We start from the raw sequence: 15,224 nt of genomic DNA on the forward strand, positions 1-15,224 counted from the left end.
GCTATTCCGCTGCGATGAGCTGAGTATTTGCTCCTCTACGGGCCGTAAGTCTGCCCCGAGCCCCGGCATGAGGTCTACACCACTTGGGTATCACTTCCGCAACTGCGGCGGGACGATGGGCGCATGGCGGACTCCGAATTTGTATCCGTACGCAACAATCCTCGGCAGTGGACTAGACCTTTTGGGTCTTCCCGCGACACACTGTCCCCCGTGAGACACGTCATCGCCCTGGATGTGGGCGGCACCGGCATAAAGGCCGCCCTCGTCGGGGCGGACGGCACCCTGCTGCACGAGGCCCGCCGCGCCACCGGCCGCGAGCGCGGCCCCGAAGCCGTGGTGGAGACCATCCTCGGCTTCGCCGAAGAGCTCCGCGCGCTCGGCCAGGAGCGGTACGGAGAGCCCGCCGCAGCCGCCGGAGTCGCCGTGCCCGGCATCGTCGACGCGGAGAACGGCATCGCCGTCTACGCGGCCAACCTGGGCTGGCGGGACGTTCCCATGCGCGAACTCCTCAGCCGCCGCCTCCACGGCGCACCCGTCGCCCTCGGTCACGACGTGCGCACCGGCGGCCTCGCCGAAGGCCGCATCGGCGCCGGCAACGGCGCCGACCGCTTCCTCTTCGTTCCCCTCGGCACCGGCATCGCCGGAGCCATCGGCATCGGCGACCGCATCGAGGCCGGCGCCCACGGCTACGCGGGCGAGATCGGCCACATCGTCGTCCGCCCCGGGGGCACCGACTGCGGCTGCGGCCAGCGCGGCTGCCTGGAGCGCTACGCCTCCGCCTCCGCCGTCTCCCTCGCCTGGGCCGCGACCAGCGGCGACCCCGAGGCCGACGCCGCGGACTGCGCGAAGGCCGTCGAGTCCGGCGACCCCACGGCCGTACGGATCTGGCAGGACGCCGTCGACGCACTCGCCGACGGCCTGGTCACCGCGCTCACCCTGCTGGACCCCCGGACGCTCATCATCGGTGGCGGTCTCGCGGAGGCCGGGGAAACCTTGTTCACACCACTCCGGGCCGCCGTGGAGGAACGCGTCACGTTCCAGAAGCTGCCCGCCATCGTCCCGGCGGCCCTCGGGGACACCGCCGGATGCCTGGGCGCGGGCCTCCTCGCCTGGGACCTTCTCTCCCTCGACTCGGAGGTTTCCGCCTGATGGCCGATCAGCAGGTTCTCGCCGGCGCACACGTCGTGCTGCCCACCGGAACGGTCGAGAACGGACGCGTGATCGTCGACGGCGCCCGCATCGCGGGCAGCGCCCCCGAGAACGCCCCCGTCCTCGACCTGAGCGGCCACTGGCTCGTCCCCGGCTTCGTCGACATGCACAACCACGGCGGCGGCGGCGCGTCCTTCACCTCCGGCACCGTCGACGAGGTCCTCAAGGGCGTCCACACCCACCGGCTGCACGGCACGACCACCGTCGTCGCCTCCTTCGTCACCGGCGAGATGGACTTCCTCACCCAGCGGGCCGGCCTGCTCTCCGAGCTCGCCGAGCAGGGCGAGATCGCCGGCCTCCACTTCGAGGGCCCGTTCATCTCCCCCTGCCGCAAGGGCGCCCACGACGAGACGCTGCTGCGCGACCCGGACCCGGCCGAGGTCCGCAAGCTGATCGACGCCGCCCGGGGCCGGGCCAAGATGGTCACCCTCGCCACCGAACTGCCCGGCGGCCTCGACTCCGTGCGCCTGCTCGCCGAGCACGGCGTGATCGCCGCCATCGGCCACACCGACGCGACCTACGAGCAGACCCGGGCGGCCATCGACGCCGGTGCCACCGTCGCCACCCACCTCTACAACGCGATGCCCGGCCTCGGACACCGCGCCCCCGGCCCGATCGCCGCGCTCCTGGAGGACGAGCGGATCACCGTCGAACTCATCAACGACGGCACCCACCTCCACCCCGCCGCCCTGGAGCTCGCCTTCCACCACGCCGGCCCCGAGCGGGTCGCCCTCATCACGGACGCCATGGACGCGGCCGGCTTCGGGGACGGCCGCTACATGCTCGGCACCCTTGAGGTCGAAGTGAAGGACAGCGTCGCCCGGCTCGTCGAGGGCGGCTCCATCGCCGGCTCCACCCTCACCCTGGACCGCGCCTTCAAGCGCGCCACCACCATCGACGGCATCCCCGTCGAGTCGGTCGTCGAAGCCATCTCCGCCAACCCCGCCCGCCTCCTCGGCGTGTACGACCGCGTCGGCTCGCTGGAACCCGGCAAGGACGCCGACCTGGTCGTCCTGGACGCCTCGTTCGACCTCAAGGGAGTCATGCGCAAGGGAGAGTGGATCGTCGACCCGGCGGTCTGATCAGGAGTCATACCGAAGGGCGGTGGGCCGGGGGGCTGGGCCAACCGCCTTTCCTTTGGCATGATCGGTCCCCGTCGGAACGCCCGTTCCGCAGGACTTCACACGGCGTACGGGGAGTGGACAGCTTGTGATCCTCACGGTCACTCTCAACACGGCACTGGACCTGACCTATCGGGTTCCCGCCCTCACCCCGCACGCCTCCCACCGGGTCACCCAGGTCATCGAACGGCCCGGCGGCAAGGGGCTCAACGTCGCACGGGTCCTCGCCGCCCTCGGGCACGAGACCGTCGCCACCGGCTTCGCGGGCGGCGCCACCGGAGCCGTGCTGCGGGAGCAACTCGCCGCGACCCCGGTGCGGGACGAGCTCGTCGAGACCACCGGGCCCACCCGCCGCACCGTCGCGGTCGTCGACACCGCGAGCGGGGACACCACCCAGCTCAACGAACCCGGACCGACCGTCACCCCCGCCGAATGGGCCGCCTTCCGGGCCCGTTTCACGGAACTCCTCGACGGGGCCGCGGCGGTCGCCCTCTGCGGCAGCCTCCCGCCGGGCATCCACGTCGGCGCGTACGGGGAACTGGTGCGGCTCGCCCGCGCCGCCGCCGTACCCGTCCTGCTCGACACCAGTGGCGAACCCCTGCGCCGGGGCATCGCCGCCCGCCCCGACCTGGTCAAGCCCAACGCCGAGGAACTCGCCCACCTCACCGGCGCCCGGGAACCGCACCGGGCCACCCGTGACGCACGGCGCCGCGGCGCCCGCGCCGTGGTGTCCTCGCTCGGCCCCGAGGGCCTGTTCGCCGTCACCCCCGAGGGCCTCTGGCGGGCGGCCCCGCCCGCCGCGGTCAAGGGCAACCCCACGGGCGCGGGCGACTCCGCCGTCGCCGGCCTCCTCTCGGGCCTGGTCGACGACGTCACCTGGCCCGAGAGGCTCACCCGGGCGGTCGCCCTCTCGGCGGCCACGGTGCTCTCCCCGGTGGCCGGCGAGTTCGACGCACCGGCGTACGAAGAGCTGTTGCCCCGGGTGCAGGTGACCCGGCTCGAAGCGGTCGAGACGCCCTGAGCCGCTGCCCGACGGGGTCCCGGAGGATCACGTACCGGTGTGCCCGGCCTCCAGGTAGACCTGGTCGAGGATCGCCTCGCAGGCGTCGCCCGCCTCGCAGGAGAGCTTGAGCGTGTTCGCGCCCTTGTTCAGGTTCACGTAGGCGTAGGTGTAGGTCCAGCCCTTCTCCCAGTCGCCCCCGGCGGCCTTCGCGAAGTTGGACATGCGCACCTCACGGGGCGCCTCGCCGTTGACCGTCAGGGACGTCCTGGCGTCCTTGCCGGGCACGCTGTAGGTGATGCGGAGCGTGTACTCGCCCTCGTTCGGCACGTCGACCGACCAGCTGGCGGAGCTGCCCACCCCGTTGAAGCGCACGTAGGCGCCGTTCGCGCCCTTCGCACCCTTCACTTCGGTGCCCGTGGTGGCCGTGCCGCCCAGGGTCAGCGTCGCCGCGTCCTGCTTCGGCAGCTCCCCCGGGGTCGGGTCGGCGCTCGGCTCGGTGCTCGGGGCCTCGGAGACCCGGGTGGGGGCCGTCGAGGCCGTGCCGCCCGCCCGGTCCTTCTTGTCGGCCGGGTCGCCCGAGTTGTTGATCAGGGCGACCGAGATGCCGATCACGACGACCGCGACGACCGCGATCGCACCGGCCAGCAGGCCCTTGGTGTTGGGGCCGCGACCGGAACCGCCGCGCTGGGGCGGCATCGGGGCCGGATGGCCGTGCTGCTGACCGCCGTAGGCTCCGCCCCGCTCCGCCTGCGCACCGTTCCTGAGGTTCGGGGGCAGGGCCTCGGGCGCGGAGTACTGCGCCTGCGGCTGACCGTACGGGGCCTGCTGCGGCGGCACGTACGGCTGCTGGGGTCCGCCGTACTGGCGCTCGCCGACCGTCCTGACCTGGTTGTACGAGGTCCGGGGCACACCGGGCTGGGCGGGGCTGGGATAGCCGTAGCCGCCGCCCTGCGGGGCCTGGGCACCCGCTGCCTGACCGTCCGCGTACAGGTAGCCGAACGGATCGTCGTCCTCGGGCTTGCTCGCGCCGTCGTTACCGGCAGCCATCCGGGTCATCCTCTCCATGCTCGCCAGCCGTCGCCGACCGGGCGAGCCTACCTCGAACAGACCAGCGCACGACTCAGCCCGCCCTGCGGTGGACCTTCGCACGAGAGCGCTTCTCCACGTACATCCGCTGGTCCGCGGAGTTCAGGACCTCTTCCACGGTCATTCCGCACTCGGCCCAACCGATGCCGAAACTCGCACCGACGCGGACCGCCCGCCCGTCCACCCGGATCGGCGGGATGATCGCATTGCGGAGGCGTAGGGCCAGATCGGCGGCATCGGCGGCGCCCAGGCCGTCGGCGAGGACGACGAACTCGTCACCACCGAGCCGGGCGACGGTGTCGCCGTCCCGCACTCCGGTGGTGAGCCGACGCGCGACCTCGATGAGGACGGCGTCCCCCGTGTGGTGCCCGAAGCGGTCGTTGATCGACTTGAAGCCGTCGAGGTCGCAGAAGAGGACGGCGAGCCCCTTGGTGCCGTCATCGGTCTCGCCGCCCGTGGGGGCGACGGTGTGGACGTGGTGGTCGTACGGCCCGGCGCTGCCCACCGGCTCGAAACCGAAGCCGTGCTCGTGCTCGTACGCCGACGGCTCGTAGCCCGAACCCTCGCGCTCCGCACCGTAGCCGCCGTCCCGACGCGAGTCGTACCCGCCGTACGCGGCGTCGCCTGGCCCGAGTGCCGCCGGGCGCTCGCAGAGGCGGGCGGACAGTCGGGAGCGCAGCTCGGCACTGTTGGGGAGGCCGGTGAGCGCGTCGTGCGAAGCGCGGTGGGCGAGCTGCAGCTCGTGCCGTTTGCGCTCCTCTATGTCCTCGACGTGGGTGAGGAGGAAGCGGGGGCCGTCGGCGGTGTCGGCGACGACCGAGTTACGCAGGGAGACCCACACGTAGCTGCCGTCCCGCCGGGCGAGGCGTAGTTCGGCCCGGCCGCCCTCCGCGGAAGTCCGGAGCAGGGTCCCGATGTCCTCGGGGTGGACCAGATCGGCGAAGGAGTAGCGCCGCATGACGGAGGCGGGGCGGCCGAGGAGCCGGCACAGGGCGTCGTTGGTGCGGAGCAACCGGCCGTGCTGGTCACCACCCATCTCGGCGATGGCCATGCCCGAAGGGGCGTACTCGAAGGCCTGCCGGAAGGACTCCTCGCTGGCCCGGAGCGCCTGCTGCTCCCGTTCGAGCCGGACCAGGGCCCGCTGCATGTTGGAGCGGAGGCGGGCGTTGCTGATGGCGATGGCCGACTGCGAGGCGTACATCTGGAGCGCCTCCTGGCCCCAGGGGCCCGGGTGCCGGCCGTTGCGCGGGCGGTCGACGGATATGACGCCGAGGAGCTCGCGACCGGAGCCCGGTGCGGCTCCGCCCGGGCGGGCGGAGCCGACCCTGGGGGCGTACATCGGGGCGTAGAGCCGGTCGTGCGGGTGCCACTCGTCCTCGAAGCGGGGCGCGGGGCCGTCGGTGTGCCACTGGGGGACGTCGTCCTCCATGAGGACCCAGCCCTCGGTGTGCGGGATGAACCGCAGGTCGCCCCAGGCGACCCCCATGGAGAGTCGCCGCTCCCAGGAGGCCCTGGAGCCGACCCGGCCGGTGATCAGCGCCTCGGCCGCGGAGCTTCCGGCGAAGGCCGCGACGACCAGGTCACCGTCGGGGCGAACGAGGTTGACACAGGCAAGCTCGTAGTTGAGACCGGCGACCACGCCGTCGGCGACGGTCTGCAGGGTGTCCGCCAAGCTGCGGGCAGTGTTGAGGTCCGCCACGACCTGGTGCAGCTGCCGCAAGGTCGAGAGACGGACATACGGCTCCGACTCGGTCTCCATCGCTCGCTCTCCCCGAGACCTCGACAGCAACTCCAGGGTTCTCATCGGTTTCGTATTGCACTGTCACCGCCACTGAATCACAGCGAGCTGCGCACCCGGTACACAGGGTCAGCAATTACTGGCCTCTGTGACTCAAGTCACAGCAGGTCGTGGCGGGTTGCGGCGCACCCCGCGGAGGTCCTAGGTCCGCCGGGGGTGCCGGTCTGGTCCCCGGGCCCGATGTCGGACGCAGGGGGTCCGGATTAGCGTGCCGGTGTGCTGCAGAAGACTCCCGCCCCGTGCCCCGTGTCCGATCTGGCCATCCCCCATGCTGGGGGAGTGAGCAACGAAGAGTTCCGGGCCGCGATGTCCCGCCTGGCGGCGGGCGTGGTCCTGGTGACCGCGCACGACCCCGACGACGGTCCCCGCGGCGAGGACGTCGGCATGACCGCCACCGCCTTCGTGTCGGTCTCCCTCGACCCGCCGCTCGTCCTGGTGAGCCTCCGCAACGGCTCCCGCATGGACGACCTGCTCGCCGACGTCCCCGTCTGGGCGGTGTCGGTCCTCGCCGAGGACCAGCGACAGGTCGCCGGACGCTTCGCCATGAAGAACCGCGTCAGCGACCGGCTACTCTTCGCCGACCTGCCGCACACCCGCGGCGAGGAGAGCGGCGCCCCGCTCGTGGACGGCGCCCTGTCGGTCCTGGAGTGCCGCACCGAGAGCCGCGTGGTGGCCGGCGACCACACCCTGGTCGTGGGCCGGGTGCTGACGGTCGGCCTGGGCCCGGGCGGCGGCGAGCCCCTGACGTACTTCCAGGGCAGGTACCGCAGGCTGGGCTGACCCCGGAGGGGCGCCGCCGCACCGCCCCCGGAACCGCACCGCCCCGGCCGCAGCAGCACGGACCGCCGGCCCCGGAGGCCGGTCAGCCCCAGTCGCGGGACCGTCGGATGCGCTTGGTCTCCGAGCGCTGCTTCTTCTCGCGCAGCCGCCGCTCGTTGATCCCGCGGGGGATCTTCGTCGGCCGGCGGGGCTTCGGCGGCGGGGCCGTCGCCTCGGCGAGGAGCGCGGCCAGACGGACCGCCGCCGTCTCGCGGTTGCGCCACTGCGAACGGTGCTCCGAAGCACGGACCGCCACCACGCCGTTGACCAGCCGGGGGGCGAGCCGTTCCAGGGCACGCGCCTTCCACACCTCGGGGAGCGCCTCCGTGGCCGCGAGGTCGAAGCGGAGCTCCACCTGCGAGTCGCTGGTGTTGACGTGCTGACCGCCCGGCCCCGACGACCGCGAGAAACGCCACTGGAGCTCGGCCTCGGGCAGCGAGACGGAGCCGCGGATGGGATAGGGACCGGACATGCCCCCCATGTTCCCCGCAGCGGGCCGGAGGAGTCATCCTGATTTTCGCCCGAGCCCCGGGCGGGCGGTCGGGCCCCACCTCGGACGGCCCCCGCGCGGACGGGGTTCCCCCGGGCGGGGGCGCTCGGGAACCGCCGGCGGCCCCGACGCGTTTCTCCCAGCGACGACATCACGATGAAAGGGACTTTCCATGGCTGTGAGCCTGTCCAAGGGCGGCAACGTCTCCCTGACCAAGGAGGCCCCGGGCCTCTCCGCCGTCACCGTGGGCCTCGGCTGGGACGTTCGCACCACCACGGGCACCGACTTCGACCTCGACGCCTCCGCGATCGGCGTGGACGCCGCCGGACGGGTCGCCTCGGACGCCCACTTCGTCTTCTTCAACAACAAGTCGACGCCGGACCAGACCATCGTCCACACCGGTGACAACCGCACCGGCGAGGGCGGCGGCGACGACGAGCAGATCAACGTCAACCTGGCGGCCCTCCCGCCGAACGTCGAGAAGATCGTCTTCCCGGTCTCCATCTACGACGCGGTCTCCCGCGCGCAGAACTTCGGCCAGGTCCGCAACGCCTACATCCGCATCGTGAACCAGGCCGGCGGCACCGAGCTCGCCCGCTACGACCTCTCCGAGGACGCCGCCGTCGAGACCGCCATGGTCTTCGGCGAGCTGTACCGACACGGCGCCGAGTGGAAGTTCCGCGCCGTGGGCCAGGGGTACGCCTCGGGCCTGGAGGGCATCGCCCGCGACTTCGGCGTCAACCTCTGACCCATCGGGTCCCGGGCCGTGGGGCCGCACCGCCGGTCCCCCGCCCCACGCCCCGACCGTCGCGTCCGGGCACCCTCTCCTGAGCCCCGTCCGGCCCTCGACCGCCGGACGGGCCCGCCGCGACACGGCACCGGAGCCCCGGCCGGGACACCCCGCCGGGGCTCTAGCCTGTCCGCGTGATCGTCGAAGCCCTCGCCCCCAAGGTTCTGGAGGACGGCGCCGCCCTCCCCGGCGCGCTGCTCACCGAGCTCACCGCGCTCTACGCCTCCGACGAGGAGTTCCAACAACTCAGCGGTGACTTCCCGGACCCGTCCGACATCCGCCCCGAGCAGGTCGCCGCGGTCCTCGCCGAGGAGCTCGCCCGGCCGACCGCCGAGGTGCTCCTGGCCCGCTCCGAAGGCCGGCTCGTCGCCGTCGCCGTCACCCTCGGCCGCCATCCCGACCCGGCCGATCCCGACCCCTGGTTGGGCCTGCTCATGGTCCACGCGGACGAGCGGGGAGCAGGGCACGGCCGTCGGCTCGCCAGCTACGTGGAGGACCGGTTCCGCGCCGCCGGCCGCACCGGTCTGCGGCTCGCCGTCCTGGAGGACAACCCGGCGGGGCTGGCGTTCTGGACCGCGCTCGGGTACGAGGAGACGGACCGCCGCCCGGACCGCGCGCGCGGTCGCCCGTGCGCGGTGCTGCGCAAGGAGCTTGCGCCCTAGGCGCATCGCCCCGTGAGGTCTTCGATCCGGATCATCGGGGCGTGCAGGTGGAGACCGGCGCGGCGGCCGTCGGGAGCCTTGTCGCACCGGGTGTCGCACCGTCCCGGTTCCGGCCTCCCGGTACGTCACGCTCTGGGGCGGGTGAGGCTGGTGGAGCCGACGTGAGCCGGCCGGCGCACTGATGTCCGGGCGGGGACCGAGGGGACGCGGCCCGCCACCCGGCTCAGGTTCCGGGGAGGATGCGGCGCGTCTCGTAGGCCCACATCGCGATCTCGACCCGGTTGCGGGCGCCGAGTTTGGCCATCAGGCTGGCCAGATGCGTCTTCACCGTGCTGAGGCTGATGTGCAGTGCATCGGCGATCTCGGTGTTGGTCAGCCCGCGAGCGACCGCGAGGAGCACCTGCTCCTCGCGGGCGGTGACGGGGGAGACCGGCTGGACCACGGGCCGGCCGGCGGGCAGGTCCGCGAATGCCCGGAGCAGACGGACGGTGACGCTCGGCGCGATGAGCGCCTCACCGTCGGACGCCGACCGCACGGCCTGCGCCAGAAGGTCCGGTCCCGTGTCCTTGAGGAGGAATCCGCGGGCGCCGGCACGCAGTGAGCCGTAGACGTACTCGTCGAGGTCGAACGTGGTGATGACGACCACGGCCAGCGGGTCGGCGACCCCCGGGCCGGCGACCCGCCGGGTGGCCTCCAACCCGTCGAGTACGGGCATGCGGATGTCGAACAGGCAGACGTCAGGGCGTAGTTCGCGGGCCAGACGTACCGCTTCCCGCCCGTCGGCGGCCTCGCCGACCACCTCGATGCCGGGCTGGGCGTTCAACATGATCCGCAACCCGGTGCGGATGATCGTCTGGTCGTCAGCGACGAGGACGCGAATGGACACCGCTCTCGCTCCTCGCTCTCGGCAGTTCGGCGTCGACGTGCCAGCCCCGGTCGTTACCCGGGCCGGCTCGTAGCGTGCCGCCGAGCAGGGTCGCGCGCTCGCGCAGTCCGGTGAGTCCGTATCCGTCGCGACCCCGGCCGGTGCGCCGACCGTCGTCGCGCACGCTCACCCGGACCGTGTGCCGTTCCGCGGCGACCCGGACGACGAGCTCGGTCGCGTCGACCGCATGGCGCAGCGCGTTGGTCACCGACTCCTGCACGATCCGGTAGACGGCCGCGTCCACGGCCGGGGGCAGCGCGTCCAGTTCGCCGTCGAGCCCCAGGTCGACCCTGAGACGACCCCCCGGGGTGTGCACCAGGCGCTCCAGGTCCGCGACTCCGGCGGGGGGCGCCAGCTCGGCGCCGACCCCGCGGTCGCGCAACGCGGCGACCATGGCGCGCATTTCCTCCAGCGTGCGCGCCCCTTCCTCCTCGACCCCCTCCAGCGCCTCGACGGCGGCGGACGGGGCGGTGCCCGCGAGCACCCGGCCCGCCTGGGCGATGATCACCATGGCCGACACGTGGTGGGCCACCGTGTCGTGCAGTTCCCGGGCGAGCTGCTCGCGCTCGCGGGAGCGCACCTGGTCCAACTGCCGCTCGCGAGCGGTCACCCGGAACCGCACCGCAGCCCCGACCACGCCGGGCAGCAGCCCGAAGACGAAGCCCACGACCTTTTCGACGACCGGGGTCTCGTCCGGGACGACACACAGCGCGCACGCCGCGACGATCACCGCGCCGCCCAGCACGATCTCCCGTCCCGATCCCCACCGGGGCAGCGCGTACACCAGCACGAGCACGACCGCGCTGGTGTACAGGCCGACGGGCTCGCGCGGTGCGGCGACGAGCGAGGCCAGCTGAAGCAGGATCACCGAGCCGAACGCCAGCGTGGCCATCGCCAGCGGGCGGGTCCGACGCCACAGGGGCAGCAGGCACAGCCATACGGCGAACACCACCGCCACCGGCCGCCACACGACGTCCTCGCGCAGGGTGGCCTCCAGCACCACACCGCCCAGGCCCGCGGCGAGCAGCGCCCAGTCCCGCCGCACCCGGGCGGGCGCGTCGGGCGGCCGGGGTTCGGTCCACAGGGTTCGCAGGTCGTCGCGCAGCACGGTTCTCAGCCTAGGGACCGCGGCGCGCCGCGCATCGGCCGAAAGGACGGGTCGTCACTCGGCCCCGGGGCCGACGCATCCGCGGCCCGCGGGCCGATGCCGCGGAACGCCGTGGCGACGAGCCTCGACATCGGCGGCCGTACAAGGACGGTCGACGAGGTGGTTGGAGGACCCGATGCTCTCGAAAGCCCTGTTGCGCCTGGGCACAAGCGCCGCCCGCCATCCCTGGCGGGTGATCGCGACATGGCTGGTCACCGCCACGCTCGCCGTCCTCGCCGCCGTCGCCTTCGGCGGGCGGACCGCGGACTCGATGACCGCTCCGGGACTGGACTCCCAACGGGCCGCGGAACTGATCGAGCGGGCCGGCACCGGCCAGGAGGGGATGACCGCCCAGGTGGTCGTCACCCCCCGCGACGACGGTGCGACGTTCTTCGACGACGCCGGCCCGCGCACCGCTCTCACGCGGCTGCAGACCGAGGTGGGGCGGCTGCCGCACGTGCTCGGAACGAGCGACCCGACGGGGGCGCTCGACGCGGGCGGGGACACCGCCGTGCGCGGCGGCCTCGTTTCGGCCGACGGGCGGATCGCGGTCGTCCGGGTGCAGTACCCCGACCAGAGCCGGCTGTCGGCCGAGGACCTCGACGCCCTCGTCGATCTCGGCGACCGGCTGCGCGCCGAGATGCCGCTGCGCATCGAGATGGGCGGGAACCTCTTCTACGTCTTCTCCGACCCCGACGGCGGCGCGAGCGAGCTGATCGGCCTCCTCGCCGCGGCCGCGATCCTGTTCCTGGCGTTCGGTTCGCTCGTCGCCGCCGCGCTGCCGATCGGCATGGCGGTCTTCGGGCTGACCGTCGGGGTCGCCACGATGACGGTACTGGCGGGGGTGACGGAGGTCCCCACCTTCGCACCGGTCCTGGGCAGCATGGTCGGGCTCGGAGTGGGCATCGACTACGCGCTGTTCGTGCTCGCCAGGCACCGGGAACACCTCGCACACGGGCTCGGTCCCCGCGAGGCGGCGGGGCGAGCGGTGGCCACGGCGGGGAGGCCCGTGGTCTTCGCCGGCGGCACCGTCGTCGTGTCGATCCTCGGCCTGGCGGTCGCGGACGTGCCGTTCATGACGGTGGGCGGGGTCGCCGTCTCGATCGTCGTCCTGACGATGGTGCTCGCGTCGGTGACGCTGCTGCCGGCCTTCCTCGGCGCGGCGGGCCCGCGACTGGCCCGGGCCGGCCGGATCGGCCGGGCTCTGCAGACCAGGAGGCCGGGCCGACTCGCACGGCGGCCGGACCCGGCGACGGGCGCCGCCCGCGCCGCCGGGTGGCGTCGCTGGATCGGACACGTCAACCGGCACCCGGTGCCGTACGCGGTCGGCGCGGCGGGGTTGCTGCTGACCGCGACGCTGCCCGTGCTCGGCCTGCGCGTCGGCCTGCCCGACGACGGCTCGCTGCCTCACGGCCGTACCGAGCGCCGGGCCTACGACCTCGTCGCCGAGGGGTTCGGCCCGGGCACCAACGGCCCCCTCGTCATCGCCGCGGACCCCACCGGTGATCCGGGAGTGCTGGACCGACTCGTCGGGGCGGTCGCGGCGGATCCGGGCATCGCGTCCCTCGCACCGCCCCGCGTCGATCGGGCCACCGGCATCGCGACCCTCGTGGTGTTCCCGACCACCGGCCCCCAGGACAAGGCCACGGCCGACACCATCGCCCGGCTGCGCACCGACGTGCTGCCCACGGCGATCGGGCGCGGCCCGGCCAGGGCCCACGTCGGCGGCGCCGCCGCGAGCCTGTCCGATGTGGGCCGACGCACCAGCCAACGCATGCCTGTGTTCGTCGCCGCCGTGCTGGCGATGTCGTTCCTGCTGCTGATGCTGGTCTTCCGCTCGGTGCTCGTACCGCTCAAGGCGGTCCTGCTGAACCTGCTGAGCATCGGCGCGGCCTACGGCGTCATGGTCGCGGTCTTCCAGTGGGGCTGGGGAGGCGCGCTCATCGGGCTGGAAGCGACGGTTCCGATCGTGTCGTTCATCCCGATGTTCCTCTTCGCCATCCTGTTCGGCCTGTCGATGGACTACGAGGTGTTCCTCCTCTCCCGCGTGCGCGAGGAGTACCTGCGCACCGGTGACAGCGGCACGGCGATCGTCGAGGGCATCTCGCGCACCGCCCGGATCATCACCTCGGCCGCCCTCATCATGGTGGCGGTCTTCCTGTCCTTCGCCGTCGCCGAGGACCCCTCCACCAAAATGTTCGGGCTCGGCCTGGCCACCGCGATCTTCATCGACGCCACGGTCGTACGCATGGTGCTGGTACCGGCGACCATGACGCTCCTCGGCCGGACCAACTGGTGGCTGCCGAAGTGGCTGGACCGGATGCTTCCCCGCGGCCCGGTCGGCACCGACGACACCGGCGCGGAATCCACGGGTGAGGCACCGCGTGCACGGCTGGTCGACCGTTGACCCCGCTCCTGCGCGCCCTTGGCGTCCGGCGGCTCAGGGCATCGCCCGGGCATGTCGAGTCGTGATCGTCGAACGGTCCCGGTGAGGTCCTCGATCCGCATCGTCGAGGCGCGCAGGCAGGGCCCGCAGCTTGATGACGACCCCATGCCCTCCCTAGGGCCGGTCCGGCTTCTCGTCGCCGTACAGCCAGACCTCCCACAGGTCGCCCAGGTCACGGCCGGCCACGCCCTCCGCGTAGGCCGTGAAGTCCTCCGTGGAGGCGCTGGCGTGACGGTACTTCGCCGACCAGCCGCGCAGGATCTCGTCGAAGACGCGGTCGCCGACCGTCTCCCGCAGCTCGTGCAGGACCATCGCGCCCCGCTGGTACACGGGCGGGTCGAAGAGGTTCTCGGCCGTGGGGGGTGCGGCCGGCGGGAAGGCCCAGTTGGCGTCCTGGGCGAAGGCCCGCTCGAAGTGGGTCCGCGCGGGCACCTGCTCGTACTCCTCGCTGTACAGCCACTCCGCGTAGGTCGCGAAGCCCTCGTTCAGCCACAGGTCGCGCCAACTGCGGGGGGTGACCGAGTTGCCGAACCACTGGTGGGCCAGTTCGTGCACGAGGGTGGTGCGGTCGAAGGAGGCGGCCGGGAACACCGGCCGGGTCTGGGTCTCCAGGGCGTAGCCGAGGGTCCCGTCCGCCAGGACCACCACCCCCGCGGCGGAGAAGGGGTAGGGGCCGAAGCGCTTCGCCTGACGGTCGAGGATCTCGGGGACCTCGCCCCGCAGCGCGGCACTGCCCGGCGCCACCGACGGTTCGGCGGCGGTCAGGACGGGAACAGAGCCGAGGGCCGTCGCCGTGCCCGTCTCGTAGCGGCCGATGACGACCGTCGCGAGGTAGCTCGCCATCGGCTCGGCGGTGTGCCACACGGTGGTGACGCGGCCGTCCGGCTCCGTGCGCCGTGCGGTGCGGACCCCGTTGGAGAAGCCGTCGACTCCGGCCGGGAGGGTGAGCGCGAGGTCGTAGAGGGCCTTGTCGGAAGGATGGTGGTTGCCGGGGAACCAGGTCATGGAGCCGGCGGGTTCGCCGACCGCGACCGCTCCGCCGGGCGTGCGCAGCCAGCCCTCCGCGGAGCCGTCGGCATCCGTGAGCGGCTCGGGCACGCCCGCGTAGGTGACGGTGGCCCGGAACTCCTCGCCCTCCGGGATCTCCTCGCCCGGGCGGAGCGTCAGCTCGTTCCCGGCCCTGTTGTACGCGGCGGGGGCGCCGTCGACGGTCGCGGCCCGCACGGTGAGCCCGGACAGGTCGAGGTTGAAGGCGCTGAGGTCCTGGGTGGCGCGGGCGGTGATCTCGACGGTGCCGTCGAGGCGCCCGTCGGCGGGGTCATAGGCGAGGGACAGGCCGTAGTGCTGGACGTCGTACCCGCCGTTGCCGAGCTTCGGGAAGTACGGGTCGCGGAGTCCGGAGGCCCCCGGGGTGCCGCGGACGCCGCCGCCGACCTCGGCGCAGCCGCCCGCGAGCAGCGCGAGGGCCGTGAGGACGGCGGCGAGGACGGCGGATCGGGTCCGGTTGTGCTGGGCCACGCATCGATCTTAAGAGGCCGGCCCGACCGCTGCCGAAGAGCCGCGGCCGGAGCGGTGGGGGTGGTGTCCGGGGAGGGGTCCGGGTGCCACCGCCGGTGGGGGTGGTGGCCGGGTCACTTGGTGAGGGAGGCGACGCCGATCCGGGCGAACTTCTCGTCGAGGTCGCCGGAGGGGGCGCCGGCGACGCCGATGCCGGCGATCGGGGCGCCC

The 15,224-nt window shown here is 73.1% G+C and carries 13 protein-coding genes and 1 pseudogene; 7 read left to right on the forward strand and 7 right to left on the reverse strand.

The window, feature by feature from the left end; all coding sequences use genetic code 11:
- The first annotated feature begins 210 nt into the window (after positions 1-210).
- The 3 genes from ACFW2Y_RS12360 (at position 211) to ACFW2Y_RS12370 (ending at position 3,351) form a co-directional block, all read left to right on the forward strand.
- Positions 211-1,149, forward strand: a complete 939-nt coding sequence (locus tag ACFW2Y_RS12360) for an ROK family protein (RefSeq protein ID WP_384876957.1) — start codon at positions 211-213, stop codon at positions 1,147-1,149.
- Positions 1,149-2,291 carry an N-acetylglucosamine-6-phosphate deacetylase gene (gene nagA / locus ACFW2Y_RS12365; RefSeq protein WP_384876959.1) on the forward strand — a complete coding sequence of 381 codons (1,143 nt, stop codon included), beginning with the start codon at positions 1,149-1,151 and terminating at the stop codon, positions 2,289-2,291. The genes ACFW2Y_RS12360 and nagA overlap by 1 nt, the downstream gene beginning before the upstream one ends.
- A gap of 127 nt (positions 2,292-2,418) precedes the next feature.
- A complete protein-coding gene (locus tag ACFW2Y_RS12370) occupies positions 2,419-3,351 on the forward strand; it encodes a 1-phosphofructokinase family hexose kinase (RefSeq protein WP_384876960.1) in 933 nt (310 codons plus the stop codon).
- A gap of 27 nt (positions 3,352-3,378) precedes the next feature.
- On the opposite strand, the gene ACFW2Y_RS12375 is transcribed toward ACFW2Y_RS12370, so the two are convergent.
- Both ACFW2Y_RS12375 and cdgB read right to left on the reverse strand, forming a co-directional pair.
- The gene (locus tag ACFW2Y_RS12375) at positions 3,379-4,380 is read right to left on the reverse strand and encodes a CBM35 domain-containing protein (protein ID WP_384876962.1); all 1,002 of its coding nucleotides are present in this window, start codon (positions 4,378-4,380) and stop codon (positions 3,379-3,381) included.
- Between the two features lie 73 nt (positions 4,381-4,453).
- The gene (gene cdgB / locus ACFW2Y_RS12380; protein ID WP_384876964.1) at positions 4,454-6,178 is read right to left on the reverse strand and encodes a diguanylate cyclase CdgB; all 1,725 of its coding nucleotides are present in this window, start codon (positions 6,176-6,178) and stop codon (positions 4,454-4,456) included.
- Between the two features lie 255 nt (positions 6,179-6,433).
- Here cdgB and ACFW2Y_RS12385 point away from each other — a divergent pair, with 255 nt between their 5' ends.
- Entirely contained in the window at positions 6,434-6,997 is a 564-nt protein-coding gene (locus tag ACFW2Y_RS12385) for a flavin reductase family protein (protein WP_384876966.1), read from the forward strand.
- Positions 6,998-7,079: 82 nt separating this feature from the next.
- Here the strand turns inward: ACFW2Y_RS12385 and arfB are convergent, their stop codons facing one another.
- Positions 7,080-7,517 (reverse strand): alternative ribosome rescue aminoacyl-tRNA hydrolase ArfB, encoded by a 438-nt coding sequence (arfB, locus tag ACFW2Y_RS12390; RefSeq protein ID WP_384876968.1) that lies wholly within the window; start codon positions 7,515-7,517, stop codon positions 7,080-7,082.
- Positions 7,518-7,698: 181 nt separating this feature from the next.
- Here arfB and ACFW2Y_RS12395 point away from each other — a divergent pair, with 181 nt between their 5' ends.
- Together ACFW2Y_RS12395 and ACFW2Y_RS12400 are read left to right on the forward strand one after the other, a co-directional pair.
- Entirely contained in the window at positions 7,699-8,274 is a 576-nt protein-coding gene (locus tag ACFW2Y_RS12395) for a TerD family protein (RefSeq protein ID WP_384876970.1), read from the forward strand.
- 176 nt (positions 8,275-8,450) lie between these two features.
- Entirely contained in the window at positions 8,451-8,978 is a 528-nt protein-coding gene (locus tag ACFW2Y_RS12400) for a GNAT family N-acetyltransferase (RefSeq protein WP_384876972.1), read from the forward strand.
- Between the two features lie 223 nt (positions 8,979-9,201).
- On the opposite strand, the gene ACFW2Y_RS12405 is transcribed toward ACFW2Y_RS12400, so the two are convergent.
- Positions 9,202-9,864, reverse strand: a complete 663-nt coding sequence (locus ACFW2Y_RS12405) for a response regulator (RefSeq protein ID WP_384876974.1) — start codon at positions 9,862-9,864, stop codon at positions 9,202-9,204.
- Entirely contained in the window at positions 9,839-11,011 is a 1,173-nt protein-coding gene (locus ACFW2Y_RS12410; RefSeq protein ID WP_384876976.1) for a sensor histidine kinase, read from the reverse strand. The genes ACFW2Y_RS12405 and ACFW2Y_RS12410 overlap by 26 nt, the downstream gene beginning before the upstream one ends.
- Positions 11,012-11,186: 175 nt before the next feature.
- Here ACFW2Y_RS12410 and ACFW2Y_RS12415 point away from each other — a divergent pair, with 175 nt between their 5' ends.
- A complete protein-coding gene (locus tag ACFW2Y_RS12415) occupies positions 11,187-13,457 on the forward strand; it encodes an MMPL family transporter (RefSeq protein WP_384876978.1) in 2,271 nt (756 codons plus the stop codon).
- A 153-nt stretch (positions 13,458-13,610) separates the two neighbouring features.
- Here the strand turns inward: ACFW2Y_RS12415 and ACFW2Y_RS12420 are convergent, their stop codons facing one another.
- Together ACFW2Y_RS12420 and ACFW2Y_RS12425 are read right to left on the reverse strand one after the other, a co-directional pair.
- The gene (locus ACFW2Y_RS12420; protein ID WP_384876980.1) at positions 13,611-15,014 is read right to left on the reverse strand and encodes a M1 family metallopeptidase; all 1,404 of its coding nucleotides are present in this window, start codon (positions 15,012-15,014) and stop codon (positions 13,611-13,613) included.
- Positions 15,015-15,127: 113 nt separating this feature from the next.
- Positions 15,128-15,224, reverse strand: a pseudogene (locus tag ACFW2Y_RS12425) (heme-binding protein); the annotation flags it as partial.

The organism is Streptomyces sp. NPDC058877, from assembly GCF_042742855.1.
Classification (GTDB): domain Bacteria; phylum Actinomycetota; class Actinomycetes; order Streptomycetales; family Streptomycetaceae; genus Streptomyces.

Bases quoted from the DNA above. Each gene is read 5' to 3' on its own strand.
- nagA (WP_384876959.1), top strand. From the start codon at position 1,149: ATGGCCGATCAGCAGGTTCTCGCCGGCGCACACGTCGTGCTGCCCACC.
- ACFW2Y_RS12375 (WP_384876962.1), bottom strand. From the start codon at position 4,380: ATGGCTGCCGGTAACGACGGCGCGAGCAAGCCCGAGGACGACGATCCG.
- cdgB (WP_384876964.1), bottom strand. From the start codon at position 6,178: ATGGAGACCGAGTCGGAGCCGTATGTCCGTCTCTCGACCTTGCGGCAG.
- arfB (WP_384876968.1), bottom strand. From the start codon at position 7,517: ATGGGGGGCATGTCCGGTCCCTATCCCATCCGCGGCTCCGTCTCGCTG.
- ACFW2Y_RS12395 (WP_384876970.1), top strand. From the start codon at position 7,699: ATGGCTGTGAGCCTGTCCAAGGGCGGCAACGTCTCCCTGACCAAGGAG.
- ACFW2Y_RS12415 (WP_384876978.1), top strand. From the start codon at position 11,187: ATGCTCTCGAAAGCCCTGTTGCGCCTGGGCACAAGCGCCGCCCGCCAT.